The 26,580-nt window shown below is 63.1% G+C and carries 30 protein-coding genes and 1 pseudogene; 12 read left to right on the top strand and 19 right to left on the bottom strand.

Features of this window, described 5'->3' with window-relative positions; genetic code table 11:
- Nucleotides 1–173, bottom strand: a pseudogene (locus tag ACFWEM_RS19655) (HNH endonuclease); the annotation flags it as partial.
- 113 nt (nt 174–286) lie between these two features.
- Nucleotides 287–775 carry a winged helix-turn-helix transcriptional regulator gene (locus ACFWEM_RS19650; RefSeq protein ID WP_378536134.1) on the bottom strand — a complete coding sequence of 163 codons (489 nt, stop codon included), beginning with the start codon at nt 773–775 and terminating at the stop codon, nt 287–289.
- Nucleotides 776–833: 58 nt separating this feature from the next.
- Between ACFWEM_RS19650 and ACFWEM_RS19645 the strand changes: the two genes are divergently transcribed.
- Both ACFWEM_RS19645 and ACFWEM_RS19640 read left to right on the top strand, forming a co-directional pair.
- Nucleotides 834–2,249, top strand: coding sequence for an MFS transporter (locus tag ACFWEM_RS19645; protein WP_378536132.1), 1,416 nt, complete (start codon nt 834–836; stop codon nt 2,247–2,249).
- Nucleotides 2,246–3,415 carry a thiolase family protein gene (locus tag ACFWEM_RS19640; protein WP_378536130.1) on the top strand — a complete coding sequence of 390 codons (1,170 nt, stop codon included), beginning with the start codon at nt 2,246–2,248 and terminating at the stop codon, nt 3,413–3,415. The genes ACFWEM_RS19645 and ACFWEM_RS19640 overlap by 4 nt, the downstream gene beginning before the upstream one ends.
- Before the next feature lie 27 nt (nt 3,416–3,442).
- Here ACFWEM_RS19640 and ACFWEM_RS19635 read toward each other — a convergent pair whose 3' ends face one another.
- A complete protein-coding gene (locus ACFWEM_RS19635) occupies nt 3,443–4,099 on the bottom strand; it encodes a class I SAM-dependent methyltransferase (protein WP_378536128.1) in 657 nt (218 codons plus the stop codon).
- Nucleotides 4,100–4,339: 240 nt separating this feature from the next.
- Between ACFWEM_RS19635 and ACFWEM_RS19630 the strand changes: the two genes are divergently transcribed.
- On the top strand, nt 4,340–5,281 hold the full coding sequence (locus ACFWEM_RS19630) for a DUF808 domain-containing protein (protein ID WP_378536126.1): 942 nt from the start codon (nt 4,340–4,342) through the stop codon (nt 5,279–5,281).
- A gap of 4 nt (nt 5,282–5,285) precedes the next feature.
- Here the strand turns inward: ACFWEM_RS19630 and ACFWEM_RS19625 are convergent, their stop codons facing one another.
- Complete coding sequence (locus ACFWEM_RS19625) at nt 5,286–6,230, bottom strand: helix-turn-helix transcriptional regulator (RefSeq protein WP_378536124.1); 945 nt, start codon at nt 6,228–6,230, stop codon at nt 5,286–5,288.
- Between the two features lie 64 nt (nt 6,231–6,294).
- Between ACFWEM_RS19625 and ACFWEM_RS19620 the strand changes: the two genes are divergently transcribed.
- Entirely contained in the window at nt 6,295–6,759 is a 465-nt protein-coding gene (locus tag ACFWEM_RS19620) for a pyridoxamine 5'-phosphate oxidase family protein (protein ID WP_378536188.1), read from the top strand.
- On the opposite strand, the gene ACFWEM_RS19615 is transcribed toward ACFWEM_RS19620, so the two are convergent.
- The 3 genes from ACFWEM_RS19615 to ACFWEM_RS19605 all read right to left on the bottom strand — a co-directional run bounded on the left by ACFWEM_RS19615 (nt 6,749) and on the right by ACFWEM_RS19605 (nt 9,318).
- Nucleotides 6,749–7,678, bottom strand: a complete 930-nt coding sequence (locus tag ACFWEM_RS19615) for a cation diffusion facilitator family transporter (RefSeq protein WP_003944295.1) — start codon at nt 7,676–7,678, stop codon at nt 6,749–6,751. The two genes, ACFWEM_RS19620 and ACFWEM_RS19615, sit on opposite strands and share 11 nt — an antisense overlap.
- 91 nt (nt 7,679–7,769) lie before the next feature.
- Nucleotides 7,770–8,915 (bottom strand): aromatic acid exporter family protein, encoded by a 1,146-nt coding sequence (locus ACFWEM_RS19610; protein WP_378536122.1) that lies wholly within the window; start codon nt 8,913–8,915, stop codon nt 7,770–7,772.
- A complete protein-coding gene (locus ACFWEM_RS19605; RefSeq protein WP_378536120.1) occupies nt 8,902–9,318 on the bottom strand; it encodes a DUF3151 domain-containing protein in 417 nt (138 codons plus the stop codon). Before ACFWEM_RS19605 ends, ACFWEM_RS19610 begins: the two co-directional genes overlap by 14 nt.
- 125 nt (nt 9,319–9,443) lie before the next feature.
- Between ACFWEM_RS19605 and ACFWEM_RS19600 the strand changes: the two genes are divergently transcribed.
- The gene (locus ACFWEM_RS19600; protein ID WP_378536118.1) at nt 9,444–10,319 is read left to right on the top strand and encodes a nuclear transport factor 2 family protein; all 876 of its coding nucleotides are present in this window, start codon (nt 9,444–9,446) and stop codon (nt 10,317–10,319) included.
- A 79-nt stretch (nt 10,320–10,398) separates the two neighbouring features.
- Here ACFWEM_RS19600 and fbaA read toward each other — a convergent pair whose 3' ends face one another.
- The gene (gene fbaA / locus ACFWEM_RS19595) at nt 10,399–11,436 is read right to left on the bottom strand and encodes a class II fructose-bisphosphate aldolase (protein ID WP_021343256.1); all 1,038 of its coding nucleotides are present in this window, start codon (nt 11,434–11,436) and stop codon (nt 10,399–10,401) included.
- Nucleotides 11,437–11,639: 203 nt separating this feature from the next.
- Between fbaA and ACFWEM_RS19590 the strand changes: the two genes are divergently transcribed.
- Nucleotides 11,640–12,383 (top strand): VTT domain-containing protein, encoded by a 744-nt coding sequence (locus ACFWEM_RS19590; RefSeq protein WP_378536116.1) that lies wholly within the window; start codon nt 11,640–11,642, stop codon nt 12,381–12,383.
- Between the two features lie 29 nt (nt 12,384–12,412).
- Nucleotides 12,413–13,075: a DedA family protein gene (locus tag ACFWEM_RS19585; RefSeq protein WP_003944306.1), complete on the top strand. Its 663-nt coding sequence runs from the start codon at nt 12,413–12,415 to the stop codon at nt 13,073–13,075.
- A gap of 11 nt (nt 13,076–13,086) precedes the next feature.
- On the opposite strand, the gene ACFWEM_RS19580 is transcribed toward ACFWEM_RS19585, so the two are convergent.
- The gene (locus tag ACFWEM_RS19580) at nt 13,087–14,214 is read right to left on the bottom strand and encodes a GTP-binding protein (protein WP_378448523.1); all 1,128 of its coding nucleotides are present in this window, start codon (nt 14,212–14,214) and stop codon (nt 13,087–13,089) included.
- 44 nt (nt 14,215–14,258) lie between these two features.
- On the bottom strand, nt 14,259–15,611 hold the full coding sequence (locus ACFWEM_RS19575) for an LLM class flavin-dependent oxidoreductase (RefSeq protein ID WP_378536113.1): 1,353 nt from the start codon (nt 15,609–15,611) through the stop codon (nt 14,259–14,261).
- Nucleotides 15,612–15,617: 6 nt separating this feature from the next.
- On the opposite strand from ACFWEM_RS19575, the gene ACFWEM_RS19570 reads away from it, so the two are divergent.
- A complete protein-coding gene (locus ACFWEM_RS19570) occupies nt 15,618–16,685 on the top strand; it encodes a GNAT family N-acetyltransferase (RefSeq protein WP_378536111.1) in 1,068 nt (355 codons plus the stop codon).
- Here ACFWEM_RS19570 and ACFWEM_RS19565 read toward each other — a convergent pair.
- From ACFWEM_RS19565 to ACFWEM_RS19545, 5 genes are all read right to left on the bottom strand, one after another.
- Nucleotides 16,612–17,355, bottom strand: coding sequence for an alpha/beta fold hydrolase (locus ACFWEM_RS19565; RefSeq protein ID WP_378536109.1), 744 nt, complete (start codon nt 17,353–17,355; stop codon nt 16,612–16,614). The two genes, ACFWEM_RS19570 and ACFWEM_RS19565, sit on opposite strands and share 74 nt — an antisense overlap.
- An 11-nt stretch (nt 17,356–17,366) precedes the next feature.
- Nucleotides 17,367–18,488, bottom strand: coding sequence for a glycoside hydrolase family 76 protein (locus ACFWEM_RS19560; protein WP_003944321.1), 1,122 nt, complete (start codon nt 18,486–18,488; stop codon nt 17,367–17,369).
- Between the two features lie 57 nt (nt 18,489–18,545).
- Nucleotides 18,546–19,238: a TrmH family RNA methyltransferase gene (locus ACFWEM_RS19555; protein WP_378536107.1), complete on the bottom strand. Its 693-nt coding sequence runs from the start codon at nt 19,236–19,238 to the stop codon at nt 18,546–18,548.
- Nucleotides 19,238–19,837, bottom strand: coding sequence for a DUF6636 domain-containing protein (locus ACFWEM_RS19550; RefSeq protein WP_378536105.1), 600 nt, complete (start codon nt 19,835–19,837; stop codon nt 19,238–19,240). Before ACFWEM_RS19550 ends, ACFWEM_RS19555 begins: the two co-directional genes overlap by 1 nt.
- A gap of 67 nt (nt 19,838–19,904) precedes the next feature.
- Nucleotides 19,905–20,687, bottom strand: a complete 783-nt coding sequence (locus ACFWEM_RS19545) for an SDR family oxidoreductase (protein WP_378536103.1) — start codon at nt 20,685–20,687, stop codon at nt 19,905–19,907.
- Between the two features lie 34 nt (nt 20,688–20,721).
- Between ACFWEM_RS19545 and ACFWEM_RS19540 the strand changes: the two genes are divergently transcribed.
- Nucleotides 20,722–21,165 (top strand): hypothetical protein, encoded by a 444-nt coding sequence (locus ACFWEM_RS19540; protein WP_378536101.1) that lies wholly within the window; start codon nt 20,722–20,724, stop codon nt 21,163–21,165.
- Nucleotides 21,166–21,169: 4 nt separating this feature from the next.
- On the opposite strand, the gene ACFWEM_RS19535 is transcribed toward ACFWEM_RS19540, so the two are convergent.
- The gene (locus ACFWEM_RS19535; RefSeq protein WP_378536099.1) at nt 21,170–21,883 is read right to left on the bottom strand and encodes a lysoplasmalogenase family protein; all 714 of its coding nucleotides are present in this window, start codon (nt 21,881–21,883) and stop codon (nt 21,170–21,172) included.
- A gap of 49 nt (nt 21,884–21,932) precedes the next feature.
- Nucleotides 21,933–22,613, bottom strand: a complete 681-nt coding sequence (locus ACFWEM_RS19530) for a lysophospholipid acyltransferase family protein (RefSeq protein WP_378536097.1) — start codon at nt 22,611–22,613, stop codon at nt 21,933–21,935.
- Between the two features lie 88 nt (nt 22,614–22,701).
- Here ACFWEM_RS19530 and ACFWEM_RS19525 point away from each other — a divergent pair, with 88 nt between their 5' ends.
- Genes ACFWEM_RS19525 through ACFWEM_RS19515 form a run of 3 tightly spaced genes read left to right on the top strand, consistent with a single transcriptional unit; the run spans nt 22,702 to nt 25,022 of the window.
- Nucleotides 22,702–23,265, top strand: coding sequence for a TetR/AcrR family transcriptional regulator (locus ACFWEM_RS19525; protein ID WP_378536095.1), 564 nt, complete (start codon nt 22,702–22,704; stop codon nt 23,263–23,265).
- Between the two features lie 33 nt (nt 23,266–23,298).
- Nucleotides 23,299–23,742 (top strand): MarR family winged helix-turn-helix transcriptional regulator, encoded by a 444-nt coding sequence (locus ACFWEM_RS19520; protein ID WP_378536093.1) that lies wholly within the window; start codon nt 23,299–23,301, stop codon nt 23,740–23,742.
- 23 nt (nt 23,743–23,765) lie between these two features.
- Nucleotides 23,766–25,022 (top strand): MFS transporter, encoded by a 1,257-nt coding sequence (locus ACFWEM_RS19515; protein WP_378536091.1) that lies wholly within the window; start codon nt 23,766–23,768, stop codon nt 25,020–25,022.
- Between the two features lie 52 nt (nt 25,023–25,074).
- Here ACFWEM_RS19515 and pyrE read toward each other — a convergent pair whose 3' ends face one another.
- Together pyrE and ACFWEM_RS19505 are read right to left on the bottom strand one after the other, a co-directional pair.
- The gene (pyrE, locus tag ACFWEM_RS19510) at nt 25,075–25,608 is read right to left on the bottom strand and encodes an orotate phosphoribosyltransferase (protein ID WP_003944385.1); all 534 of its coding nucleotides are present in this window, start codon (nt 25,606–25,608) and stop codon (nt 25,075–25,077) included.
- A gap of 170 nt (nt 25,609–25,778) precedes the next feature.
- Nucleotides 25,779–26,579, bottom strand: a complete 801-nt coding sequence (locus ACFWEM_RS19505) for an SDR family NAD(P)-dependent oxidoreductase (protein ID WP_378536089.1) — start codon at nt 26,577–26,579, stop codon at nt 25,779–25,781.
- Between the last annotated feature and the right edge of the window lies 1 nt (nt 26,580).

Below are 26,580 nucleotides of genomic sequence, written 5' to 3'. Positions count from 1 at the left end.
TGCAACCACTGCGCGATCGCCCGAAAACCCTTCCCGACCACAGTCTCCCGGGAAAACATCTCCACGATCAACAACACCATCCGCGACTGCAACTCGTGCCGGACACGCACCAGATCCAGAACCTCACTCTTGAGGCCCTCACCATCCAGCTGCCACGCATCCCGACTGTCCATACCCAAAGTTTAATCGAACATACTTTCGATAACCAGAGACATAACGGACAACTTCAAAAGCAAAGAACACTCGAGACCCGTTGAAGTACATGAATATTCGAGCGCGCCAAAAGCTATCGCCCGCGCGATTTGTTGACAGATACCCGCAACTCCCCCAAAGGCACTTCACGTCCCGACTCACTGCGCACCTCGACGCGAACGCGCTCGCCGGTGGCGTCGTCCGCCACCTCCAACGGTCCACCTTTTCCGCCGTGCAGGTACTTGTCCCCCCACTGCATCAGCGCCAGAACTGCCGGCAGCAGGTCACGACCCTTCTCAGTGAGCACGTACTCGTGCCGCGTCCGCTTTCCAGGTTCCTTGTACGGCACACGCTCGAAGAGGCCCGCCTCAGTGAGTTCTTTCAGCCTCGCCGACGCGACCGCCTCGGTGATGCCGACTCGCGACGCGAAGTCGTCGAATCGCGTTGTGCCGTAATAGGCCTCTCGCAGAATCAGCATTGCCGAGCGAGTGCCGACCACTTCCATGGCCCGCCCGATCGAACAGTGCGTGGCCCGCCAGGCGTCGCGATCTTCGAGCACTCCGGTCAGTCGTACAGCGTCCATGCAATTCACCATACCCCCTGGCTTGCCATAACCATAGCCAGAGTCTAGATTGCTGACTATGGAACTTCATAGCCAGCCGGTGCGGACCGGGCCCCTCCTCGCCATACTGTCGGGGGCGCCGTTTGTCGCCAGCCTCGATCTTTTCGTGGTCAACGTGGCCTTCGGCGACATCGCCAAGAGCTACCCGGGTCACTCGCTCGGCGAGTTCAGTTGGATCCTCAACAGCTACGCGATCATCTACGCCGCACTGTTGATACCCCTCGGACGCTGGGCGGACAGGATCGGGCACAAGCGCGCCTTCATCGCCGGCCTCGCGCTGTTCACCCTCGCCAGCGCCGCCTGCGCTTTCAGTCCGTCATTGTGGGCACTGGTGGCATTCCGCATCGTTCAGGCAGTCGGCGCCGCAGCGCTCACCCCGGCCAGCCTCGGCCTCTTGATCAGCGCACTCCCGGCTGCGAAACGCCAATCCGGCGTGCGCATCTGGGCGGCGGCCGGTGCGGCAGCAGCGGCATTCGGGCCTGTCGTCGGCGGGATTCTCGTCGAAGCGTCGTGGCGCTGGGTCTTCCTGATCAACGTTCCGGTGGGGATCGTATTGCTTTACTTGGCAGTCCGGCTCGTCCCCGACACGACACACAAAGACAGCGATGCCGGAATCGACTTCGTCGGCGCCGCCCTGCTCACAGTCGGAATTGGCTCTCTTGCACTCGCTCTCGTCCAGGGTCCGGACTGGGGATGGACCGACAGCCGCGTTCTGATAGCCTTCGCCGTCGCCGCCGTCACCCTACTCTCGTTCTGGTGGAGCAACTCTCGCCATCGCACTCCGTTGATTGCTCCCGACCTTCTGAAGATCCGCTCATTTGCCTGGTCCAACGTCACCGCCATCTTGTTCAGTGCGGCATTTGCCGCCGGTCTGCTCTCGAACATCCTTTGGCTGCAGGAAGTTTGGGGATACTCGGCATTGCGAACCGGCTTCGCCGTCTCGCCGGGTCCACTTCTGGTTCCACTGTTCGCAATCGCCGGCGGCTCGCTTTCGCGCAAGTACTCGGCCGGACGCGTCGCCGCACTCGGCAGCATTCTGTGGGCTGTCGGAACGGTATTGGTCCTCGTCTCGGTCGATTCAACGCCCAACTACGCGACCGGACTCTTGCCGGGCTGGATCATCGCCGGAATCGGCGTCGGCCTTGCCCTCCCGACCATTCTGTCCCAGGCCACCGCAGATCTGGCGCCGGCTCGATCAGCCACCGGTAGCGCAATCATCAGCATGAGCCGACAGATCGGAACCGTTCTCGGCGTGAGCGTTCTGATCGCGGTTCTCGGCTCCTCCGTCGCCCCTGACACTTTCCGTCAGGCCTGGTGGGTGATCTTCGCTGTCGCGCTTGCCTCTGCACTGGCATCACTGGGAATGACCCCGGCTACTGCACCCTCCCCAGTTGTCCCCGCTGAATCCGCCATCCCTGAAAGGAATTTGTCATGAGAGACGCAGTTATCGTCGAAGCCGTTCGCACTCCGATCGGCAAGGGAAAGGCCAACGGCGCACTGCACGGCATCAATGCCGTCGACCTGCTCGCCCACAGCCTGAAAGCGGTGGTCGAGCGAACCGGAATCGATGCCGCACTGATCGACGACGTCATCGGCGGTGCGGTCAGTCAAGTCGGCGAGCAAAGCCAGAATGTCACTCGCACTGCACTTCTTGCCGCCGGCTACCCCGAGTCGGTTCCGGGGACCACGGTCGACCGACAGTGTGGAAGTAGCCAACAAGCGGTTCATTTTGCCGCTCAGGGTGTCATCGCCGGGGCATACGACATCGTCGTCGCTGCCGGAGTCGAGTCGATGAGCCGAGTGCTGATGGGCTCGAGCAGCGTCGGGCGCGAGTCACTCGGGGTAGGTTTCGAAGAGCGTTACCCGGACGGTCTGGTTCCGCAGGGCATCAGCGCCGAATTGATCGCCGCCAAGTGGGGACTGAGCCGTACCCAACTGGACGAGTTCTCGGCGTCGAGTCATCGGAAAGCCGCGCTGGCAACCGAGAGTGGGTACTTCACCAAGGAACTCGCTACGCTCCCGCAGCTGTCGGTCGACGAAGCGATCCGCCCCGGCACCACGGTCGAGACCCTTGGCGGCCTACGGACCGCCTTCGAATCCGACTACTACGCACAGCGATTCCCGCAGATCGACTGGTCCATCACCGCGGGCAACAGCAGCCCGCTTTCGGACGGCAGTTCGGCGGTGATGATCACGACCAGTGAGATCGCCGCGAGACTCGGCCTCACCCCGAAGGCACGGTTGCACAGCTTCGCCGTCGCCGGCGACGATCCGCTATACATGCTCACCGCGGTGATCCCGGCTACGCAGAAGGTCCTGGCCCGTGCAGGGTTGACGGTTTCGGACATCGACCTGTTCGAGGTCAACGAGGCCTTTGCCCCAGTGGTCCTCTCGTGGGCTGCGGATACCGGCGTCGACCTGTCCAAGGTGAACGTCCACGGCGGCGCCATCGCACTCGGTCACCCGCTGGGCGGCAGTGGAACGCGGATCATGACCACCCTGGTCAATGCGATGGAACAGCGCGGCGCGCGCTACGGGCTCCAGACCATGTGTGAGGCAGGTGGGTTGGCCAACGCGACCATCCTGGAGCGCCTGGGCTGAGCAAACTCCATGGACGGTGCTCGGACGTCAGTGACCGAGCGCCGTCCATTCGGGATCCGGCTTCCGCGCCACCACCCGAAACACGATTCCGCCCCGTCCGCTGCGCTGCACCTCGTCGATCAGGAAGCCTGCGTTTTCGAGGTATCCGACCGGTTCGCGGGTGAGGTGATCAGCACCGAACCGTACGAAAAGCGGTTCCACGGCCTTCATCAATGTGCGCGCAACAATGTTCTTGCTTGGCCCGTGCTCCGCGAGAACGAACCGACCTCCAGGCACCAGGACCCGAAATGCTTCGCTCGCAACTCGGTCCGGATCGGGGATCGTGCAAAAGGCGTACGTGGACACCAACGTGTCCACGCACTCGTCGGGAACATCGAGTGCTTGCACGTCGCCGAGACGTAGGTCGACTTCGGTCTTCACCCCCTCGGAGACTTTCATCCTGGCCTGATCGAGCATCGCACTCGAGATATCCACGCCGATGACGTAATCGACGTCATCCCCGTAGAGAGGCAGGTTCAGCCCGGTTCCCACGGCGATCTCGACCACGCGCCCATGGGCCTGGTCCACAGCCCATTTCCGGGCGTCACCGAGCACAAAGCGTTCGAAGCGCCCGATCTGTCGGTCGTAGTGCGCCGCCATTGCGTCGAAAGTCTTGGCGACCTGTGCAGTGTCTGGTTCACGCATAGTGCCCCGTTTCGATCGATCTTCTGTGCAGTCTTACATGCGAGCACCGGGTCGGGAAGACCTTTCGTGACGAAGGGCAATCGACCGAGCGAGGTCGTCCCTGACGGATGCCCCCGGTATCGTTCCAGGTGACCTGACCTCACCTACGACGATCATGGATAGAGACCTCGTGCGATCAAGTAATTGCGTCACCGGTTCGGTCCGGCCACCTTTTTCCACTGATTCCACTGGAGGTCTGTGATGGCCGGCGGACTCTTCGCCCTGCTCGACGACGTGGCAGCCCTGGCTCGTATGGCAGCCGCCTCGATCGACGACGTCGCCGCCGCAACCGGTAAGGCGACCGCCAAAGCTGCAGGCGTGGTCATCGACGACGCAGCCGTCACACCGCAGTATGTCCGCGGGCTCGCGGCCGAACGCGAATTACCGATCATCAAGCGCATCGCCATCGGATCGCTGCGCAACAAGCTGCTGATCATTCTGCCGATCGCTCTGTTGCTGAGTCAGTTCCTTCCCTGGCTGCTGACTCCCCTGTTGATGGTCGGCGGCTGTTACCTCAGCTACGAAGCAGTGCACAAGATCTGGGGTGCAATCTTCGGCCACGGTGACCACCACGAAACGGCCGGCGAGCATCCGCGCGACGAAGAGGCTGTGGTTTCGGGCGCCGTGCGCACCGACCTGATCCTGTCCGCCGAGATCATGGTGATTGCACTCAACACCATCGCGGGCGAAGGTTTCTGGAGCCGGTTGGTAATTCTCGCCGTCGTTGCCGTGGTCATCACCGTGGTCGTCTACGGCGTCGTCGGACTGATCGTGAAGATGGACGACATCGGCTTGAAAATCGCCGAGACGTCATCGGGCTTCACCCACAAGGTCGGCCGAGGCCTGGTTCGCGGCATGCCTCACGTGATGTCAGTGCTCTCGGTGGTGGGTACCGCCGCGATGCTGTGGGTCGGTGGCCACATCCTGTTGGTCGGCATCGACGAACTGGGCTTCCACCCGCTCTACGATGCCGTTCATCATGGCGAAGAAGCAGTCAGTGACATCGCCGGAGTCGGCGGTGTATTGGCGTGGATCGTCAACACACTTGCGTCGGCAGCGCTTGGCCTGGTGGTTGGTGCGATCATCGTTGCAGCTCAACTAGGTATTACCCGTCTGCTTGCAAAGCGTTCTGCGACGGCCTGATCACCTAACCGTGGCGGAGCAGCATCCGCTCCGCCACGGTGCGCATCCCTTCACGTAAGGACGAGGGTTCGAGCACCTCGACGTCTACGCCCAGCCCGATCAACTGTGAGAGCGCGACATCCTCGCTCTCGAGTTTCAGCTCGGCACTCACCCATCCGTCGTTGTCCTCTGGTCCCACTTCGACAGCAGCGGCAAGCTCGCCCACCACATCGGGGAGCCGACGCCTTCCCTCAGGCGACACCCGCACTCGGCAGTGGAAACGGAGCAGCGACCGGTCGAACTCGGCCATCGACGCCGCCCACCACGACGCCAGGTCGAAATCCAACGGCCGGGCGAACGAATCATCTTCTACCACGGCGTTTTTGATGCGGCCTACCCGGAACGAGAGGGTACGTCCGTTCAAACCCGCCACGAGGTACCAAACGCCGGCTTTGATGACCAACCCCAGCGGTTCGACCGTCCGCTCCCGATCGCGATAGATGAACCGCAGCCGACGCGAGTCGAGCACGGCAGATGTGACGATCGGAAGCGCGGAGATGTCGTCGACGCCGCCGAACCAGCCTGGGACGTCGACCAGGATTCGGTCCTGCCACAGGCGCGCGCTCTCGCGCAGCGGTCCGGGCAGGGTGCGGAGCAGTTTGGCCCCCGCCGAACCGACGGCGTCGGATCGCCCGAGATCCGCAGCGATGGACGGCACACCCAACAGCATGAGCGCGGACGTCTCGTCGTCCGTCATACCGGAGAGTTTGGACTGCCAACCGTCGAGCAGACGGACGCCACCGCCCGGTCCGCTCTCGGTCCAGATCGGCACTCCGGCAGCCGACAACGAGGCCACGTCGCGGTAGATCGTCCGCACCGATACACCGAACTCGTCGGCCAACTGATCGGCAACGACGCCACGACTGCCCTGCAAACGCAACATGAGTTGGAGCAACCGCGCGGATCTCATGACGCGAACATTACCGAGAATCACTGACAGAAGTTGTCAGGAATAGGGGTGCACAATGACCGTCATGGTCACCTGGAAGCAGTTCTCCGAAGAAGTTCCCACCCTCGCCGACGCGGTCCAAGCGCGATTCGAGGCCCACAAGCATCATGTCCTCGCAACGCTGCGCAAGGACGGTTCACCGAGGGTCAGCGGCACCGAAGTCGAAATCCTCGACGGGCGTCTGGTGCTCGGTTCGATGTTCGGCGCGCTCAAGGCGAAGGACCTCATCCGCGACGGGCGCTACGCCCTCCACAGCAATCCCGGCGAGCACACGATGGAAGGCGGCGATGCGAAGATCGCCGGAATCGCACGCGAGGTGACCGGCGACGAGTTCGAAGCCGTGCTGGCAAGCTACACCTACGAGGTTCCGAAGCCCCTGCACCTCTTCGTTCTCGACATCGACGAGGTGGTGCATACGACTGTCGACGACGAGCACATGTACGTAGACCTCTGGAAGCCGGGCAAGGAGATCACCCGCTTCACCAAGTGACGTTCTTCTCGCAGTGCTCGCCGTTGGCACACGATTCCACCTGGACGGTGGCGTGGGAAAGACCGTGACTCTCGAGGACGGTGCGCGCGGATTCCAGAACGTTCGACGAATTCGCGTCACTGGTCAGGTGGACCGTGGCGACATCCATGCCGGTGGTGAGAGTCCAGACATGTAGGTCGTGAACACCCATCACGCTCGGCAGCGCGGCCAGGTCGGCCTCGACCGCTTCGACGTCGACGTCGGCCGGCGACGCCTGTGTCAGAATGCGCAGCGATGCTGCGGCCAGTTTGATCGCACGCGGCACCACCCACAGCGAGATGAGAACACCGACGACGACGTCCGCCCACGTCCAATTGAACAGCAGGACAAGGCCACCGGCGATCAGAACACCGACGCTACCGACGGCGTCGGCAAGCACTTCGAGGTAGGCGCCGCGCACGGCCAGGCTGTCCTTGGAGTCGCCGCGCAGCATCAGCATCACGACGATGTTCGCGGCCAGACCGGCAGCCGCAGTGATGATCAGGGCGCCGCCCGGGATCTCGGGTTCGTTTCCGATCCGACCGATTGCCTCGTAGAAGACCCAGGCCGCGACGGCCAGCAGCATCACCGCGTTGGCCATGGCGGTCAACACTTCGGCGCGATGCCAACCGAAGGTCCTGGCCGCGGTGGTGCTGCCCTTCTTCGCAAGTAGCAACGCGGTCAGTCCCATGGCCATACCCACCACGTCGGTAAGCATGTGACCGGCGTCGGCAAGCAGAGCCAACGAGTTGATCAGGATGCCGACCGTGGCTTCGAGCACGAGGAACGCGACGAGGATCGCAAGTGCGATCGCCATTTTTCTGATGCGCTGCGGTGACGGTCCTACGCCGACCGAATCTGCTGCCGAGTGGCCATGCGAATGGCCGTGCCCTGCTCCCATTTGTCCTGTTCCCTCCCAAGTCCTTCTCAGAGCATATGCATACATTCGCATACATACAATGAGTTGCTCAGTGAGCGGGAAAGGGCAGAGGTCAGTGATCCGGCTCGTACGCCGGGTGCGGCACAGTCGGCGGCAGTGTGGCGATCGACGAGATGCGCTTCATGCCCGCGACCTGCAGGAGGTCGACCACCAACGATCGAATCTGGGCGAACACCACAGTCGAGGACAGGCCCGCGTTCTCGACAATCGCAGGTTTCAGTTCCTTGGCCACCGAGCGCAGGACACGCGCTGCCTCGGCTTGATCGGGCTGCTCCCCCGGCTCCGCCAGGATCATGTCTTTCAGCACTTCAACGGCTTTCGACAAGCGCTCGACCTGAGCCACCAAACGGGGATCGAGAATCTCGTCATCTCTGACCAACGTCAACGAACGACGCGCGAGCACTCGAATGTTGCGCAACGCGTTGTCGATGGGATCGGCTGTTGCCATGAGCCTTTCGAGGCGAGGTCGACTGTTCCAGTACAGCGGGGAGATTCGGCTGATCTCGCGCCCGCCGAGAAGATTACTGCGCAACCCGTCGATGGCGCCTTGAGTTGCGCGCGCCTTCTGCAGTGCCTTCACGATCGGGTCCGGGTCATTCGCGACGAGGCCGTCTGCCACCAATTGCAGTACCTCGGAAGCTGTTCCGAGGATCGATGCTGCATCCTTGCGTGCGCGTCGTACCGGGTGGGTGGGGATGATCGCGACCACCGCGATGCCCACCAGTCCACCGACCAGGGCATCGATCATGCGATCCGGACCGCCGCTGCCACCCGGCGGGATGAGCGTCGCCACCAGCACAGCCGAGTTTCCCGCCTGCATGGAGAAAATCGGCCCGCTGTTGAGAAGCACCGCAACGGACATCGCCAGCACGACAACCAAACTGATCTGCCACGGACCGCTCCCGATACCGGAGATGATCAGATCGCCGATTCCGATGCCGACCGTGACGCCCGCAACCAACTCGAACGAGCGTCGTAGTCGTGCACCCAGCGACAGACCGAGCGAGACCACGGCGGCAATCGGCGCGAAGAACGGCGCATGGTGCCCGATCACCGTGGTGGCAACCCACCACGCTAATCCGGCCGCCAAGGCACATTGAATGATCGGTAGCGCCGACGTCTGAAGCCGACGCACCGATTTGCGAGCCCGGTCCTTGATGCCGGCCCGGCTCGGGCGGAAACTGCTAACCGAGGCCAAGCGCTTCGGCGGCGTTGGGGTCGCAGTCTTCGAGCAGATCGAGGCAACGCGCGTACTCGTCGGCTTCACCGATCGTCTTCGCAGCCTTCGCCAAGACTGCGACGCAACGCAGGAAGCCACGGTTCGGTTCATGGCTGTAGGGCACGGGACCGAAACCCTTCCAACCGTTACGACGCAGTTGGTCGAGTCCACGGTGGTAGCCGGTACGCGCGTAGGCGTAGGCAGTGATGGTTTCGCCCTTGTCCAGGGCAGCCTCGGCGAGGTAGGCCCACGCGATGGAGGCAGTGGGATGGTTGGCCGCGACCTGGGCCGGGTCAGCGTGGTTGAGCAGTGCCGATTCCGCGTCGTCGTCGCCGGGAAGCAGAGTGGGCTTGGGTCCGAGCAGGTCACCGAATTGGGTCATGCGCTCATTGTGCCCGCTACGCCTTTCCGCCACAGGACCGCCTCGCCGACGGTCGGAGTTATGCCGGGTACATACCGGTCGTTACCCTGACATGGTCATTGCTGCATAAGACCGAAGGGTTACCCGTGCCGGACTCGAAAGACGACAACTCGAAAAAGAGCGCAGCCCCGAACGATGCGCCGGAGAAGTCGGCCCCGGTCGAACCTGCGACTGTGGCGATTCAGAAGGCAGGCACGGGCTCGAAAGCGGACGGCGACGCCAAAGCCACCAGCGCACCAACCGTCGCGATCCCCAAGGCAACTCAGGCACCCACGGCAACACCGGCACCGGCACCGGCACCCAAGCCGGAGCCGGCAACCGTCGCCATTCCCAAGGTGGCGCCCCCGACAGGGCAGCAGGCCCCCACACCACCGCCGCAGCGCGCCGCGCCTCAACCGCAGCAGCGCGCCGCGCCTCAACCGCAGCAGCGCGCCGCGCCTCAACGGGTGGGCGTCGCGCCAACCCCGCCTCCGGCCCAGCCGATGCCGACTCGCATCGAGCCTGCCGCCCCGGAAAAGACCAAGCGCAGCGGCAAGGGCTGGTACATCGCGGCGGCTGCGGCCGGCGTCGCCGTCCTCGCGGCAATCGGCATCGCAGTCTTCGTCTCGTCCAACAGCGGTAGCGGCGAAAGCTCACCTGAAGCCCAGGTTCAGACCGCCATCTCGACGTACGTCGACGCACTGCAAACCGGCGATCTGGCGACTCTGCGAACGTCGACGTGTGGAGCGCTGGGCGAGTACTACCGGACCATCCCCGACGCGGCGTTCGCTCAGGTCCACGACAATGCCGTCGCGCAGAAGACGATCCCGCAGGTCGGTGCCGTCGACGCTGTTCGCATCACCGACGACACCGCGATCGCTCAGGTCCAGGCCAGTTTGCCGAGCACCGGCGAGCAGTCGTGGCGCACGTTCGACCTCGAACGCCAGGACGGCACGTGGAAGGTTTGCGATCCCAGCAAGTAGGCACCGGAACGGAAAATGCGCGCCGGCGAGAAACTCGCCGGCGCGCATTTTGTTCTGTGAAGTTCAGTTGTGAAACCGATCAGCCTGCGGACACCGAGCGTCCGGCCGACTTCAGGTCGTTGCACGCCTCGACGACGCGAGCCGTCATGCCTGCTTCGGCCTTCTTGAGGTAGCTGCGCGGGTCGTATGCCTTCTTGTTTCCGACCTCGCCGTCGATCTTGAGGACGCCGTCGTAGTTGGAGAAGAAGTGTCCGGCGATCGGACGGGAGAACGCGTACTGGGTGTCGGTGTCGACGTTCATCTTGACGACGCCGAAGTTCAGCGAATCCTCGATCTCCGACTTCAGCGATCCCGATCCGCCGTGGAAGACGAAGTCGAAGGGCTGCGAGCCGGCGGCCAGGCCGAGCTTGGCAGCGGCAACCTTCTGGCCCTCTTCGAGAACCTCGGGCTTGAGCTTGACGTTGCCCGGCTTGTAGACGCCGTGGACGTTGCCGAAGGTGGCAGCGAGCAGGTACTTGCCCTGTTCGCCGATGCCCAGAGCGTCGACCGTCTTCTCGAAGTCTTCGCTCGACGTGTAGAGCTTGTCGTTGATCTCGGCCTCGACGCCGTCTTCTTCGCCGCCGACAACACCGATCTCGACCTCGAGGATGATGCGTGCAGCCTTCGAGAGGGCGAGCAGTTCCTTGGCGATGGCCAGGTTCTCGTCGATCGGGATGGCCGAGCCGTCCCACATGTGCGACTGGAACAGCGGGTTACGACCGGCGTCGACGCGCTCCTGCGAGATCGCGAGCAGCGGACGCACGTAGGTGTCGAGCTTGTCCTTCGGGCAGTGGTCGGTGTGCAGCGCGATGGTGACGTCGTACTTTGCCGCGATCACGTGTGCGAACTCGGCGAGCGCAACAGCGCCGGTGACCATGTCCTTGACGCCCAAACCGGAACCGAACTCGGCGCCGCCCGTCGAGAACTGGATGATGCCGTCACTGCCGGCGTCCGCGAAGCCCTTGATGGCTGCGTTGATGGATTCGGAGCCGACACAGTTGATGGCGGGGAAGGCAAAGGAATGCTCCTTGGCCCGACCAAGCATCTCGGCATAGACCTCGGGAGTTGCGATAGGCACGGCGGGAGTCCTCCATATACGTGTCGTTCGGAGCGCTCGTCGATGTGAAAGCGCTTCGTGTGGTCCTAGCAGTATGGCAAGTCCTACTCGCCACGTCTCTTTGCGGTCTCGGCCGTCGTACAACCCCGGCATCAGCCACCGAGACCGACGCGATTACCTGCGGGGGTGGGAAACACTCAGATTCGGCCGGTACTCTGGCCTCCGTGAATGTGCTGGCAGCAACTGAATCCGTGACCAATCTGGCCTTGCTGCCGGACTTCCTCGATCCCGTCCATCTCCTGAACTCGTTCGGGACCTGGTTCTTGCTGGGTCTCCTCCTGGTCGTCTTCATCGAATCAGGGCTGTTGTTCCCGCTGCTCCCGGGTGATTCGCTCCTGTTCACGGCCGGTCTGGTCGCAGCGGCAGGTTCCGGAGCCAGTGAGGTCGAAGGATTCGCACCACTGTGGCTGCTGCTCCTCACCATTCCGATCGCCGCGATTCTTGGCGATCAGGTGGGTTACTACATCGGCATCAAGGGCGGTACGGCTCTCTTCAAGAACAACGACGCGCGCATCTTCAAGAAGAAGTACATCGACGAGTCGCATGCGTTCTTCGAGAAGCACGGCCCGATCACGATCTTCCTCGCACGCTTCGTTCCGATCGTGCGCACGTACGCTCCGCTGGTCGCCGGTGCCTCGCGCATGAAGTATTCGGTCTTCCTGACGTACAACATCGTCGGCGGCATCGTGTGGGGTGCAGGCGTCACGCTCCTCGGCTACTGGCTGGGGCAGATCGGCTTCATCCGTGACAACATCGACATCATCTTCATCGGCATCGTTCTGGTGTCGGTTCTGCCGATCATTTTCGAAATCGGAAAGCGACTTTTGTCGTCGAGACGCAGTGAACCGGCGAATACTTCCACTACGGATAATTCGACGGTGACAGTCCCCGAAGACCCCACCCCCTGATTGCAGAACGAGGCGAAGAACTGACGACGATGACGCTCGCATCCGGCAGTTTCTCCCCGCTCGAGACTGCCGGGCCTCTGTTGGTCTGGATCATCGTCGTCACGTTCGTCTTCATCGAGTGCGCGATCATCCTCGGATTGTTTCTCCCCGGTGATTCGCTACTCATCACAGCCGGAATCGTTCTTGCCGGCCACGAGTCCGGTGCAGGTCACGTGTGGGCGTTGTCGGTGGGCGCGATGATCGCTGCCATTGCCGGCAACCAGGTCGGGTACGTCATCGGCCACCGGACGGGCAACCACATCAAAGCCCGTAAGGGCGGCAAGTACTTCACCGAGAAAAACCTGCATCGCGTCAACATCTTGTTGGAAAAGCACGGGTTCTGGGCGGTCCTGATTGCCCGCTGGGTTCCGTGGGTGCGCACCCTGTGCCCGATGGTCGCGGGCGCAGCCAAGATGAACCACACGCGCTACACCATCGCGAGCACTATCGGCGCGATCATCTGGGCGCCGGTGCTTTTGCTGCTCGGTTTCTACGGAGGCTCGTTCCTCGATCGTGTCCCGTGGTTGCTGCCCGCCGTACTGATCGTGATGATGGTCAGCTTGGTCATCGGTACCGCGTTGGGCATCTGGCAGTACCGCAAGGAGATGGCCCGTCCGGCCGAAGACGTCGAGGTCGAAGAGGTCCTCGACTAGAAGCCGTCTGCTCAGTGCAGGTGGCTCTGGTCCCACGCCGGCAGCGGGTCCTCGTAGCGAGTCCAGGCCCGCGGTCCTTCGCGTAGTTCGTCATCGGTCAGCAGTGCCGGATCGAGGATTCGCGACGGCGCCGCCGGGTCGAGTTTCACTCCGATGAACACGATCTCCTGCCCCGGCACCTCCGCCGCCGACGCCCACAGTTGAGCCGGTTCGATGACGAGGTTGGGGCCTGCCTGCGACCAGATCGCGGCGAATTCGGGCCGACTGGCGATCCAGCAGAATCCTTTGCTTCGCAAGAGGCCGGCGAATTGACCGAGCGCAGCCTCGAGCCTGGCCGGATGAAAGGGGCGCGAGGCGCGATACGTGACGCTGCGTATTCCGTATTCCTCGGTTTCCGGGGTGTGCCCACCGGCCAGTTCCTCGTCCCAACCGGGTACCTGCGCAGCGAGTTCCGGGTTGTAGAGACCGGTTTCGAGGACGCGATCGAGGGTGACTTTTCCGTGGTCCGTCCGAATCAGTTGAGCGGTGGGGTTTAGCCTGCGGAGCGTTGCCTCGACGGTTCCTGCCGCCCGCGGGCTCACCAGGTCGGTTTTGTTCAGCAAGACGACGTCGGCGAACTCCACCTGATCGACCAGGAGATCGGAGATGCTTCGTCCGTCCCCCTCCCCGGCTTCGAGGTTGCGCTCGTCGAGTCGTTCGCCTTTGGCCAGTTCGCCGAGGAAGGTCGACGCATCCACCACGGTCACCATCGTGTCGAGCTTCGCGAGCGAGCCGAGGCTGAAGCCGTCCTCGAATTCCCAGTCGAAGGTGGCTGCCACCGGCATCGGTTCGGAGATGCCGGTGGACTCGATCACCAACTGATCGAACCGTCCTTCTCGCGCCAGAGCGCCGACGGCGTCGATCAGATCCTCACGCAGCGTGCAGCAGATGCATCCGTTGGTCAGCTCGACCAACTTCTCCTCCGTGCGATCGAGGTGGCCCTGGCCCGCGACGAGGGCCGCGTCGATGTTGATCTCGCTCATGTCGTTGACGATGACGGCGACGCGTCGACCGTCACGGTTGGCGAGGATGTGGTTGAGGAGTGTGGTCTTGCCTGCGCCCAGAAATCCGGACAGCACAGTTACTGGTAGCTGCTTCATCCCTTAATGATAACCGTTGTCGTTATCGACAACGTGAATCGGGCCTACTGCACTGCGGACGCACTACCCGAGAACTGGCTCTCGGGCCTCGGCAAACCGAAATGATCGCGAAGCGTCGTACCCGAGTATTCGGTCCGGAACAGACCGCGGTCCTGCAGGATCGGGACCACGCGCTCGGCGAAGATCTCGAGTCCACCCGGGTAGTACGGCGGCATGACGTTGAATCCGTCGGCAGCACCGCTGGTGAACCACTCCTCGATAGTGTCGGCCACCTGCTCGGCAGTTCCGGCAAACACCCGATGTCCGCGCGCACCCGCCAAACGATGAAGCAGGCCACGAACCGTCGGACGCTCACGCTCGACGATGCCGGCGATCACCTGCAATCTGCTTTGCTTGTTGTCGGTGACATCGCCTGCAGCCGCGAACAATTCGACGGGAACCGGTCCATCCAGCTCCAGATTCCGAACATCGGTCCCGGTGAGTGCACCGAGTTGCGCGAGCCCGTACTCCGGCGAAGTCAACTCGTTGAACTCCCGTTCGAGCGCCTTCGCCTGCTCCTCGGTGTCACCGATGAACGGGCTGATTCCGGGCAGGATCTTGACGTGATCGGGGTTGCGGCCGAACTGAGCAGCCCTCGACTTGATGTCGGTGTAGAACGCCTGAGCGTCGGAAAGTCTTTGGTGCGCTGTGAAAATCGCCTCTGCGTACTGACCGGCAAACGCACGACCGTCGTTGGACGCACCGGCCTGCACCAGCACCGGGTATCCCTGCGGCGTTCGCGGTGCATTGAACGGTCCCCGCACCCGCAGATGCCGCCCGACGTAGTTGATCTCGTGAATCTTGTTTCTGTCCGCGTAGATTCCGCTCTCGCGGTCCAGACTGATCGCGTCGTCCTCCCAGCTGTCCCACAGCCGCACCACCGCGTCGACGAATTCCCGTGCACGCGAATACCGGTCACCGTGGTCCGGATGCTTGGCCAGCCCGAAGTTGGCTGCCGCCAGATCGGTGCCGGTGGTGACGATGTTCCACCCCGCGCGTCCGTTGGAGATGTGGTCGAGCGAGGCGAACAGCCGAGCCAGGTTGTACGGCTCGTAGTACGTGGTCGACGCCGTCGCGATCAAACCGATCCGCTCGGTCGCCACTGCAATGGCTGTCAACAAGGTGATCGGCTCCAACGTCCCCGCGGGACCGTGCTCGACGTCGCTGCGCAATGCCGGACCGTCGGCGAAGAAGATTCCGTCGAACTTAGCCGCCTCGGCGGTACGCGCGATCTCCTGGAAGTACGTGACATCAAACAAACGCTCAGGGGTTGTCCACGGATGCCGCCATGCCGCTTCGTGATGGCCGGCGGGGTGAATGAACGCGTTGAGGCTCAATTGGCGCGAGGAATCAGACATGCCTGAATGCTGGCAACAACCACCTTCCTCCGACAGGGTTACGGTTCGTGTGATTCCAACTCCGAGTGGGCGCTCGGTATCGTCGCATTGGTGACCTGTGTAGTTGAAGCCGAGTTCGTACCGTCTCTGAGGACATCACCCGTTCTTCGGCAATGGTGCGAAGTGTTCTCCGAAGGCCAGCGTCACCTTTCCGGAGCGTCGCCGACGGCGACTGCGCTGGCGAAAATGATCGAGACCGAAGACGATTCGGTCGACGTGTGGCGTTGGATCGCACGCGACGCCGGCACCGACGAGGTTCTCGGCATCGCCCAGGCGCGAAGAAATTCAGCGGACGCCGATCTCGCAGAGTTTCGGATGTACGTGAGTCCCCGTGCGCAACGACGAGGAGTGGGACGGGCGCTTGCCGAACTCGTCGAGGCCGACATCGATCGGTTCGGCGTGCGCAGAATCAGGGTGACTGCGCGCACGGGAAGTGCAGCCGAGCACTTCCTGCAGCAGTTCGACAGCCATCGCGTGCTGCTTCGACTGGCCAACCAGGTTCAGCACCTCAGCCCTCCCACCGCAGACAGCGCCCGCCCCGGCTATCGAATCGTCAGTTGGCGCAACCGAACCCCGGACGAATTTGTCCACTCTTTCTCGGAGGCATTGAACCGACTCCTCGACGCACCGGGCGCCGGACTGCAGATGCCCGAACGTAATTGGGGAGTCGACGAGCTCAGATCGTGGGAACGGAAGATGACCGGTGGCTCTCAGGTGCTCCTGGTGTGCTGCGCGGTCGACGACGCCGTCGGCGAAGTAGCCGCAGCGACAGTGGTGACGGTGGACGAAAATGACAGCACCCACGCTTCGCAGCACGACACCGTGGTACTCCCCCGACACCGCGGGCACGGTCTCGCTCAGTGGGTCAAGGAGCAACAAGCGTGTGTGTTGGCAGCTGAATTTCCTTTGCTGAGAGAGATTTACACAACGGTGAACGCAGAAAACCACCCGATGCTGACCGTCAATCGGAGACTGGGATACCAGACCGTTGCGGAGCGAATCCTGGTGGAGATTGCCTCGCACACGCCTCGGTGACGACCTTCCTCCACAGGTCCGGGTGAGACTGCCAGAAGTTGTGTGCAACACCGTCGACGACCCCGAAATGAGCGTTCGGCACGAGCGCGGCCAATTGCTGCAACGGCCACGACGGGCGAATGTCGTCGGCCGCCGCGAGAAATGTCATGGGCACGGGTGAGTCGGCCAACTGCCGAAACAGCTGTGGCTCATGAATCCACTCGATGAACGATGCTTGAAGCGATTGCCAGACACCAGGTTCCCAAGGTATCTGCGGGTCCGGCTCGATCCCCGCTTCGTACTGCTTCGACCAGTGCCGGTCCTTGTGGAGGCCGTGCCCCGCGATTCCGACGACACTGGACACCGATTCCGGGCAGTCGAGTGCGTACCGCACAGCCAAGTCGGAGCCCCAGGAGTGACCCAGTACTACCCAGCTGTCGATCTCGAACGTGTGCCGGACCAGTTCGAGGTCCGCAACAGCCTGCGCCATCGTATGAGCGCCGCCACCGGACCGGCCTACCCCGCGCGGCTCAGGGCACCACGCACGCATTCCTTCAGGAAGCAGCGCGTCGTGAGCAAGATAGTGAACGCATCCCGGCCCGCCGGAGAGAATTAGAACGTCCGACCCTGACCCACCGACGTCGATGTGAAGACGAACGCCGTCAGTGTCGATCACGTGCCGGGATTCCATGACGGAGAACCCTAACGCTTACGGGGGTATCCCGCCGCCGAGACGACAAATGCCGCTTCCATCAGCATCCACCCGCCCACCTGCACCGAGAGGTCTCGCTCGGGCACACTCGACGAGCGCACCGTCCCGGCGGCGAAGGTGGCGATGTCGCCGGACAGACTCGGCAACTGAGCATCCTTGGTCCAGTCGTGCCCGAACAGCGGCAGGCCTTCGATCTGCAGTCTGTTGTTCCAGGCAGCTTCCGCGGAGGACAGAACGATCTGCGCTGCAAGTTCTCGCGCTCGCAGGTCCTCGTGGGTCTCCCACGACAGGTTCACCACCACGAACGCGAGGTAGCGAGCCAGGATCGCGTTGAACAATCCGCCGTCGCCCCCGCCACCGCCCGTGATGACTCCGTACTCGGTCATGCCGTCGTACACGGCGTCGACCAGCTTGTGGACTCGCTCGCGGTGACGCGGTTCGCCCAATCGCGTCGACAATTCGGTTTCCAACCCCAGCGTGACGCCCTGACAGTACGAGTAGATCGCGCGCTCGAGGGTGCCGTCGCGCCGGATACCGTCGAAGATCAGTCCGGAGTCCGGATCCCGCAGCGTCTCGTCGATCCAGTCGGCTGTTGCCTGCGCACGCCAGAGTTTTCCGGTGCGCGCCAGCATGATTCCGGCGGGCCCGTTTGCCGGGGTGTTGTAGAAATCGGAGCCCTTGCACCACGGAATACCGCCGCCGTCGGCCGGGGACCACGAATCGAAGAGCTGCGATTCGAGCGCCTGGACCGCAGTCCGGTGATCGACCGAGAACATGCGTTGAGCACGTTCGAGGGATAGACCAAGCCATGCCATGTCGTCGTAGTAATTGTTGGTCCACGCCGAGACGTTGCGGACCCGCACACTGCGGGCAACCTTCGCCACCCGGCGACGACGCTTGGGTGTCGGGTCACGTTCGAGTGCGTCGATTGCAGTGTCGAGCAGGTGTGCTTGCCACCAGTAGTGCCACGGCTTGAACATCCGCTCGCGCCGAACTGCAGGCCAGGCAACCACGCCGAGTGCTGTTCGGGGCATCCCCCACAGGCGCCGAAGGTGACGACTGACTATCGCGCCCTCAGCCGCATCGGCTCGCTCTGCCCACACTTCCTGCATAACTATCTATCCTGTCTGGTCGAGGCGCTACGCGCTAGCCGGAATACGTGAGCGGGATCAGCGGGAATCGGCGAGATCGGCGTGCTCACGGACCCACGCGTGCATCGCGATGCCGGCCGCGACTCCGGCGTTGATGCTGCGAGTCGAACCGAATTGTGCGATCGAGACCGTCATGGACGCAACCTCTTTCGCGTGTTCGGTCACCCCAGGCCCTTCTTGGCCGAACAGCAGGATGCACTCTCGCGGCAGGCTGGCAGTCTCCAGCGGCACCGACCCGGGAGTGTTGTCCACGGCCACGATCGTGAGTGAATTCTCACGGGCGTACTCGACGAGCTCGCCGATGTCGGCGTGGTGAACGATGTGCTGGTATCGATCGGTCACCATGGCGCCCCGCCGATTCCAGCGCCGACGCCCCACGATGTGAACAGCGGCTGCGGCGAACGCGTTGGCTGTGCGGACCACCGTGCCGATGTTGGCGTCGTGCGCGAAGTTCTCGATGGCGACATGCATGGTGTGACGACGCGAGTCGATGTCCTCGACTATCGCTTCCCTCGTCCAGTACCGGTACTCGTCCAAGACGTTTCGACGATCACCCTCGGCCAGAAGTACCGGGTCGTAGCGTTCGTCGGTGGGAGGTTCCGTGTCGTGCTCCTCGGTCCACGGCCCCACGCCGTTGGGGTTCTCGCCCCACTCGGTGGGTCCCGGTTCGCCGGCCCCGCCGGAAACGTCTTCGGCAGCGACTTCGGTCATCAGAACACCTCGTTGGAATTTGCAGCCACCGTGAAGCCGTGCGTGGTCTGATCGTTGACACACGAGACGTCTGTCGCGGTGGTCGTGCAGGTGAAACCCAGTTTGCTCAGCGGTTGGCCGGCCGCCAACACCGGATCGGCGTCGGGGCCGCCGGACGTGTACACCTCACCGCCCGAACACATGAAAGCACCCTCACCCTCGTCGGTGACGCGAATGCCGTTGCCCCAGTTGACCATGCAACTCTCCGGTCGCGGCGGAACCGGGGTGGTCGTACCCTCGCACCCGGCTTCGATTCTGGTGGGCAACTTGATGATGCCGCACTGGAAGTTCCCGTCGGGAGTGGTGAAGTAGTAGGACTCGTTGCGCTCGAACTGCACGTCCGTCAGCGTCGTCGTCGGCGGTGGTGTCGTGGTCGGAGGTTCGGTGGTCGTGGTGACGACGGGAGCGACGGTGGTTGTCGTCGTCGGCACCGCGGTCGTGGTGGCCGAACTGGGCTGCGCCGCTACCCTCGGCGCTGAATCCGCCTCGCCGCCGCACCCGGCAAGCAAGAGCACCGACCCGACACTCAACAACACGAACCCCACCCGAACACGAACCACCCGAATACCTCCACACACGTCACTTTGGCCCCGCAACAGCCGCCAGTGCACTCTATCGTGTGGCCGACTAAGTGCTGGTGACGCGCTTGTTCATCAACCGTGAGAGCCACGCGGGCGAGAAACGCGACGCACTGAGGAAGAGCTTCGCCTGAGTTCCGACCGGGTAGTGAACCTTGTGGATGCGTCCGGCGCCGCGCGTGGCCGCCCACAACTCCTGGGCGACGTCGGTGGCGGTGAGTTTGATGCCCAACGATCTGGTGGCACCGGTGTCCATTCCCGTGACCATCGCCGTCTGGACGAACAGGGGCCAGAGGGCGAGTACGCGGATGTCGTGCTGCGCCCATTCAAGATCGAGCGCCTCGGTCAAGCCGCGGATCGCGAACTTGGTGGCGCCGTAGGTCGCGAGTTCGGGTTGGCCGTAGATCGCCGAGGCGGAGCACAGATTGACCACCTGCGCCCCGGCGGTATCGCGGAGGTACGGAAAAGCCGTGTGCGTGCCGTTCAGGGTGCCGGTGACATTGATGTCGATCATTCGGCGATGTGCCGCAAGAGAAATATCCTCGAATCTTCCCGAGGAGAGCACGCCCGCGTTGTTGACCAGGATGTCCAGACGCCCTGACTCCCCGGCAAATTCGGCCAAGCACTGCGCCCAGCCGAGCGGATCCGTGACGTCCAGGACTCCCGTCACGACACTGCCACCGAAACCGTCGATCTCGGCCTTCAAGGACGCAAGGCCGGCGTCGTCGATGTCGAACGCACCGACGCGGTATCCGTTGCGCGCGAACAACAGCGACGTCTCCCGCCCGATTCCCGCCGCAGCGCCGGTGATGAAGACGTTCGGTTCGCTCATGCGGTCAGGCTATCCTGGATGTGGAGGAAATCTGATGAATCACCGTCGCGTCGTACACACCGTGTGTTTCATCGCGGTGGGGTATCTGATCGTGCTCGCGGTGTGGCTCGGATGGCTGGTCGAGCACACTCCCCCTGGCACGCTGCCCTATCAGATCGGCGGACTGCTCGCCGCTTTCGGCGCGGTTCTCGGATTCGGTATGGCCTGGGCCAACCGCCCGACCCGCGCCGAACGCAAACTCGAAAAGCACGGCCTCGAAGGATGGGCACGAATAGACACGGTCACTCCCCTGCGCCGAACCGTCGACGGTGAATTGGCCAAACTCGCACTTCATCTCACGGTTCCGGGCTCCGACTCGTACTCGGGCCGGATCGAATACGAGATCCGACCCGAGTACAAAGACAAGATTACTCCCGGATCCACGGTTACCGTCCTGGTGGACCCGAAGAACCGAGACCGAATCATGCTGTGCCCGTGAAAAACTAGACGCTCTTCTTGCGTCCCAGCGCCAACATGCCCTCCACCAGCATCAACTGTGCGCCCGCGTACGACGCCAAGATCACGCCCTCGGCAGCGGCGCGGCCCGCAGTCCCGCGAATGAACAGTCGACGAACCACGATCAGTCCGTCGGACGTGGTGAAGAGCACTCCGCCCAAACCGAGCCTGGAGCGTCGATCCTTGTTGGGAACGACCAGGTCGAGCACGGCCTTCGCCTGCGGCGCCAGAGCGGGGTCCGCCGACAACGTCGAGGTGGTTCCCAACATCAATCCGTATCCGGTCAGCGGCGTCGACACGCTCGGCGCCTTGGCACGGAGCAAACCGGACGCCGTCGACCAACCGCTGATGCGGGGCCGCAGGGCGGCTCGGGTCGGGCGAGCGCCGCGGCGCAGCAGGAGCGCTGAGTAACTTGCCTGCATCACCGCGAACGACGACGCTCCCTTGATCAGGCGGGCGTCGTTGTCCGGGTCGATCATGAACACGTCGCCGACGGTTGCGGCGGCGAGGCCGGCCAGAAGCAGTGCGGTATCGGCGGTTTCCGTCTCCGAACGCTTGCGCAGCACTCGGGCAGCCAGCGCGGGTGCGATCAACGGCTTCGCGATCTGCTGAACCCGCTCGTTACCGACTACTGCCCCGACCACGGTCGCTGCCGTCGCCGCCGCAAAAACTGCGTGCTCGATGCCCCACTTGCCCGCCATCACAATCCTCCTGTTGGTTACACGTCCAACAGCGACCGTACTGGGTCACTCAAGCGGCATCGCCGGATTTGACGTCCGCACCGTAGACGTCGACGTATTCCTGCCCCGACTGGTCACAGAGCACTGCCATCAATTCGTCCGTCGCCGCACGCACGACGGCCTGGTAGCCACGAAGTTCGCGGTACCGAGAGAAGTCGATCGGCTCCCCTACCGTGATCCGGACCTTGCTGAAGCGCCACATCCGCGTACCCGGCGGGTTGACTGCGTCGCCGCCGTGTACGACGACGGGAATGACCGGCGCCCCGGTTTCCAGGGCGACACGAATCGCTCCGGTCTTTCCCTTGTACAGGCATCCGTCGGGTGATCGTGTTCCCTCGGGGTAGATCCCCCAGACTCCGCCCTTGTCGAGAATCCCGATGGCCGTGTCCAACGCCGCACGGGAGGCGTCGGCGCCGCTACGGTCGATCGGCACCTGACCTGCACCGCCGAAGAACCAGCGCTGCATCGCGCCCTTCACACCGGTCCCGGTGAAATATTCGCTCTTCGCGACGAAGGTGATGCGTCGGCGAACCATGAGAACCAGGAAGAACGAGTCGACGACTGCCCGATGGTTTCCCGCGAGAATCACCGGCCCTTTCTTGGGGATGTTGTGCTGGCCCTCGATCGTCGGTCGCCCGAACACCCACAGGACGGGGCCGATCAGGACGAATTTGAACAACCAATAGAGCACTGGGCATCACCTCTCTGCACATCACCGAGAACCGTCTCCACACGCGGGTAGACACTGTCTACGTCCGCAATAGTAGACACTGTCTTCTATGACCGTCATCAGCCTTCGCGAAACGCTCGTCGCCACCGGCGTCGAGATTCTCGATGCCGACGGCCCCACGGAACTGACGCTACGGGAGATAGCGCGTCGGGCGGGCGTGTCGCACGGAGCCCCGCGGAGATACTTTCCGACGCACAACAGCCTGCTCGCCGCGATCGCCTTCCATGGGCTTGTCGACCTCACCGACAGGCTCGATCCCATCCTCACCGGCAAACAATCGGCACGCGACCGATTGATCTCGGCCGCAATCGAATACGTGTCATTCGCCCAGGAGCGGCCGGCGATGTTCGAGTTGATGTTTCGCCACGATCTCCTCGAGGGTGCGGGCAGCAACCTTCGAGAGTCCTCACGCCCCCTCTTCACAGCTCTCCGGACACTGACCGAAGCGGCAAAAGCGTCCGATCCCACTACCTCCGCACTGAGCATCTGGACGGGAACCCACGGCGTCGCAGTGCTGGCGGCAAATCGAAGCCTCGCGCTCGTCGCCCCAGACTTCGACATCGCCGCGCTGGTCACCGCGACCGTGACGGATCATCTGCCACACACTCGTTGATTTACATAGTTAACCTATGCAATAATATTTCTCGTGGCAGATGACCAGCAGCAACTGCATGACCTACTCGTCGACCTCGTGAGCAATACGCACCGCTTCGCGAAGCTGGCAGGCTCGTTCGCGTCCGATCAGTACCCACGCGCCTGGCTGCGCGCACTCTCACTCCTCGAGGAGTACGGCGAAATGCGGATCAGCGATTTCGCCCGCCTCGACAGATGCTCGCAACCTTCCGCCACCGCGCTACTGCGCAAACTCGGCGAACACGGTTACGTCGAACGCCGCGCCGACCCGGAGGACGCCCGGGCAGTGCGAGTCGCCATGACCGACAAGGGGCGAAAGATCCTGAACGAAGGCCGAAACGAGATCGCCGACGCCCTCGTCCCCCACTTCGTCGAGCTCGAGCCCGAACAGATCAAGAAGCTGGCTGACGGATTGGCCGAATTACGTTCCATCATCAAAACTTCCGATCCCAGCTGAAATACCCACCACTGAAAAAGGAGGTGGCCGTGAGCAACACGACCGCGACATCAACGCACCAGAACGAGGCTCCGCCGAGCCTCCTGAAGCAACCGAAAGCGGTGTGGGCGGTAGCCTTTGCCAGCGTCATCGCCTTCATGGGCATCGGTTTGGTCGACCCGATCCTCAAGCCGATCGGTGAACAACTCGACGCCACACCGTCCCAGGTTTCACTCCTGTTCACCAGCTACATGCTCGTCACCGGCGTCGCGATGCTCATCACCGGTGTGGTCTCGAGCCGCATCGGCGCCAAGAAGACGCTCCTCGTAGGCCTCGCAATCATCATCGTGTTCGCCTCTCTTGCAGGCGCTTCCAGCACCATCGGGCAGATCGTCGGATTCCGTGCAGGATGGGGACTCGGCAATGCGCTCTTCATCGCAACGGCACTCGCGGCCATCGTCGGCGCGGCCAGTGGCGGTGTCGCACGCGCGATCATTCTCTACGAGGCCGCATTGGGTATCGGCATCGCGGTCGGACCGTTGGTCGGCGGGGTTCTCGGTGACATCAGCTGGCGCGCACCGTTCTTCGGCGTCGCAGCCCTGATGGCGGTTGCCTTCATCCTCATCGTCGTGATGCTTCCCAGCGCACCCAAGCCAGAACACCACACGTCGATCGCCGCGCCCTTCCAGGCGCTGCGACACCGCGGACTACTCACCGTCGCCATCACCGCGCTGCTCTACAACTACGGATTCTTCACCCTGCTCGCGTACACCCCGTTCCCCCTCGACATGGGGGCGTACGCGATCGGATTCATCTTCTTCGGCTGGGGTCTGATGCTGGCGATCTCGTCGGTCTTCCTCGCCCCACGCCTGCAACGTCGCTTCGGCACACTGCCGATGATGATGCTGGCACTGACACTGTTCGCACTCGACCTGGGCATGATGGCTCTCTTCACCGAGAACAAGATCGTTCTGATCGTGGGCGTCGTCCTCGCCGGATTGTTCCTCGGCGTGAACAACACACTCATCACCGAGACCGTCATGATCTCGGCTCCCGTGGAACGGTCGACTGCCTCGGCCGCTTACAGTTTCGTTCGATTCGTCGGCGGAGCCGCAGCCCCGTGGGTAGCCGGCAAGCTCGGCGAATCCAATGTCCACATGCCGTTCTGGGTCGGCGCGGTTCTCACCCTCGCCGCCGTGTTCGTCCTGTCGAGCGGACGCAAAGTCCTCGCTCACGTCGACGACCACGATCCCGCACCGCACAGCGTCGACGAAGCACTCGCCGTAACCGTCGGCGACTAACCCCCTGTGAGTGGTTGAGGAGTGCAGGGACTCCTTAACCACTCACGGGGCGTCAGCTCAGGTTCAGATCTTCCAGGCCCAACAGCGAGCGGTACTCGACGCCCTCGGCACCGATCACCGCGTCCGCACCCGTCGCACGATCGACGACCGTCGCGACTCCGACCACGGTGGCCCCTGCCTCGCGCAGTGCCTTCACTGCCGTCAACGGCGAATTGCCCGTCGTAGTCGTGTCCTCGACCACCAGGACGCGCTTGCCGACGATGTCCGGGCCCTCGATCTGACGCTGCATCCCGTGCGCCTTGGCAGCCTTGCGGACGACAAACGCGTCGATCGGACGTCCGGGAGCATGCATCACCGCCATCGCAACCGGATCGGCGCCCATTGTCAAACCGCCGACAGCGTCGAAATCCCAGTCCGCGACCAGTTCACGCAGCAGCGAGCCGATCAACGGCGCTGCCTTGTGATGGAGTGTCGCGCGGCGAAGGTCGACGTAGTAATCGGCTTCCTTGCCCGAGGACAACGTCACCTTCCCGTGTACAACAGCCAATTCGCGCACCAGCGCAGCCAAGTCCTCACGATCGCTCATGAGTGCTCAGCCTACCGACCACTGCCGTGTGTTCAGCTTCTGCCTCAGGGCTACGTCCGGCTTCATCCTCTGGGCTACGTCCGGCTTCATCCTCTGGGCTACGTCCGGCTTCATCCTCTGGGCTACGTCCGGCTTCATCCTCTGGGCTACGTTCGGCTTCATCCTCTGGGCTACGTTCGCCCTCGGCCTCTGCCGACGATGTTGGTCATCCGGCGAACCAGTCCCTTGGGAACCAGACGCCCGGCCGTCGTGAGGACCTTGTACTGGATTCCCGGAATGCTGATGACGTTGTCGTCACCGAGATCCTTCATCGACGCCGCAACCACCTGGTCGACGCTCAGCCACATCGGCTTGGGGATCGTGGACATCTCGATACCCGCACGCTCGTGGAACTCGGTGCGGATGAAGCCGGGGCACAGCGCCTGCACACGCACTCCCGTTCCGGCCAACCCGCCGGACAGCCCCTCGGTGAATGAAATGACATATGCCTTGCTTGCCGAATACGTCGAACCGCGACCGGAGAGCAGGCCCGCGACGCTTGCAACGTTGACAATCGTTCCGTGCGCCGACGCAATCATGCTGGGCAGCGCCGCGCGAGTCAGCCGCATCACGGCGGTGACGTTGACGTCGAGTTGCGACTGCAGAAGCGCCGGATCTGCGGTCCAGAACTCGCCGGAGGTACCGAATCCGGCGTTGTTCACCAACACCTCGACGCCCTTCTCGAGGCGCAGCGCGACCGAATCGCGTCCGGCCTCCGATGCGAGATCGGCAACCAGAATCTCGGACTCGGTGCCGAACATCGTCTTCAACTCGGACGCGAGGTCGTGCAATCTGACTTCGTCACGCGCGACGAGAACCAGGTCGTATCCGAGGGAAGCGTATTTCTTGGCGAAACCGGCGCCGAGACCAGAAGTAGGTCCGGTCACCAGGGCAACGGGGCGCACAGGGCGATCCGAGTGGGAAGTCGACATA

It is taken from the genome of Rhodococcus sp. NPDC060176 (assembly GCF_042728675.1).
In the GTDB taxonomy this organism is placed as follows: Bacteria; Actinomycetota; Actinomycetes; order Mycobacteriales; family Mycobacteriaceae; genus Rhodococcus_F.
This window is presented reverse-complemented; position numbering and strand designations above follow the sequence as displayed.

Excerpts from the sequence above, each read along its gene's own strand:
- ACFWEM_RS19650 (WP_378536134.1), bottom strand. The coding sequence starts at position 775 with ATGGACGCTGTACGACTGACCGGAGTGCTCGAAGATCGCGACGCCTGG.
- ACFWEM_RS19645 (WP_378536132.1), top strand. The coding sequence starts at position 834 with ATGGAACTTCATAGCCAGCCGGTGCGGACCGGGCCCCTCCTCGCCATA.
- ACFWEM_RS19640 (WP_378536130.1), top strand. The coding sequence starts at position 2,246 with ATGAGAGACGCAGTTATCGTCGAAGCCGTTCGCACTCCGATCGGCAAG.
- ACFWEM_RS19635 (WP_378536128.1), bottom strand. The coding sequence starts at position 4,099 with ATGCGTGAACCAGACACTGCACAGGTCGCCAAGACTTTCGACGCAATG.
- ACFWEM_RS19630 (WP_378536126.1), top strand. The coding sequence starts at position 4,340 with ATGGCCGGCGGACTCTTCGCCCTGCTCGACGACGTGGCAGCCCTGGCT.
- ACFWEM_RS19625 (WP_378536124.1), bottom strand. The coding sequence starts at position 6,230 with ATGAGATCCGCGCGGTTGCTCCAACTCATGTTGCGTTTGCAGGGCAGT.
- ACFWEM_RS19620 (WP_378536188.1), top strand. The coding sequence starts at position 6,295 with ATGGTCACCTGGAAGCAGTTCTCCGAAGAAGTTCCCACCCTCGCCGAC.
- ACFWEM_RS19615 (WP_003944295.1), bottom strand. The coding sequence starts at position 7,678 with ATGGGAGCAGGGCACGGCCATTCGCATGGCCACTCGGCAGCAGATTCG.
- ACFWEM_RS19605 (WP_378536120.1), bottom strand. The coding sequence starts at position 9,318 with ATGACCCAATTCGGTGACCTGCTCGGACCCAAGCCCACTCTGCTTCCC.
- ACFWEM_RS19585 (WP_003944306.1), top strand. The coding sequence starts at position 12,413 with ATGACGCTCGCATCCGGCAGTTTCTCCCCGCTCGAGACTGCCGGGCCT.
- ACFWEM_RS19580 (WP_378448523.1), bottom strand. The coding sequence starts at position 14,214 with ATGAAGCAGCTACCAGTAACTGTGCTGTCCGGATTTCTGGGCGCAGGC.
- ACFWEM_RS19575 (WP_378536113.1), bottom strand. The coding sequence starts at position 15,611 with ATGTCTGATTCCTCGCGCCAATTGAGCCTCAACGCGTTCATTCACCCC.
- ACFWEM_RS19570 (WP_378536111.1), top strand. The coding sequence starts at position 15,618 with ATGCTGGCAACAACCACCTTCCTCCGACAGGGTTACGGTTCGTGTGAT.
- ACFWEM_RS19565 (WP_378536109.1), bottom strand. The coding sequence starts at position 17,355 with ATGGAATCCCGGCACGTGATCGACACTGACGGCGTTCGTCTTCACATC.
- ACFWEM_RS19560 (WP_003944321.1), bottom strand. The coding sequence starts at position 18,488 with ATGCAGGAAGTGTGGGCAGAGCGAGCCGATGCGGCTGAGGGCGCGATA.
- ACFWEM_RS19555 (WP_378536107.1), bottom strand. The coding sequence starts at position 19,238 with ATGACCGAAGTCGCTGCCGAAGACGTTTCCGGCGGGGCCGGCGAACCG.
- ACFWEM_RS19545 (WP_378536103.1), bottom strand. The coding sequence starts at position 20,687 with ATGAGCGAACCGAACGTCTTCATCACCGGCGCTGCGGCGGGAATCGGG.
- ACFWEM_RS19540 (WP_378536101.1), top strand. The coding sequence starts at position 20,722 with ATGAATCACCGTCGCGTCGTACACACCGTGTGTTTCATCGCGGTGGGG.
- ACFWEM_RS19535 (WP_378536099.1), bottom strand. The coding sequence starts at position 21,883 with ATGGCGGGCAAGTGGGGCATCGAGCACGCAGTTTTTGCGGCGGCGACG.
- ACFWEM_RS19525 (WP_378536095.1), top strand. The coding sequence starts at position 22,702 with ATGACCGTCATCAGCCTTCGCGAAACGCTCGTCGCCACCGGCGTCGAG.
- pyrE (WP_003944385.1), bottom strand. The coding sequence starts at position 25,608 with ATGAGCGATCGTGAGGACTTGGCTGCGCTGGTGCGCGAATTGGCTGTT.
- ACFWEM_RS19505 (WP_378536089.1), bottom strand. The coding sequence starts at position 26,579 with ATGTCGACTTCCCACTCGGATCGCCCTGTGCGCCCCGTTGCCCTGGTG.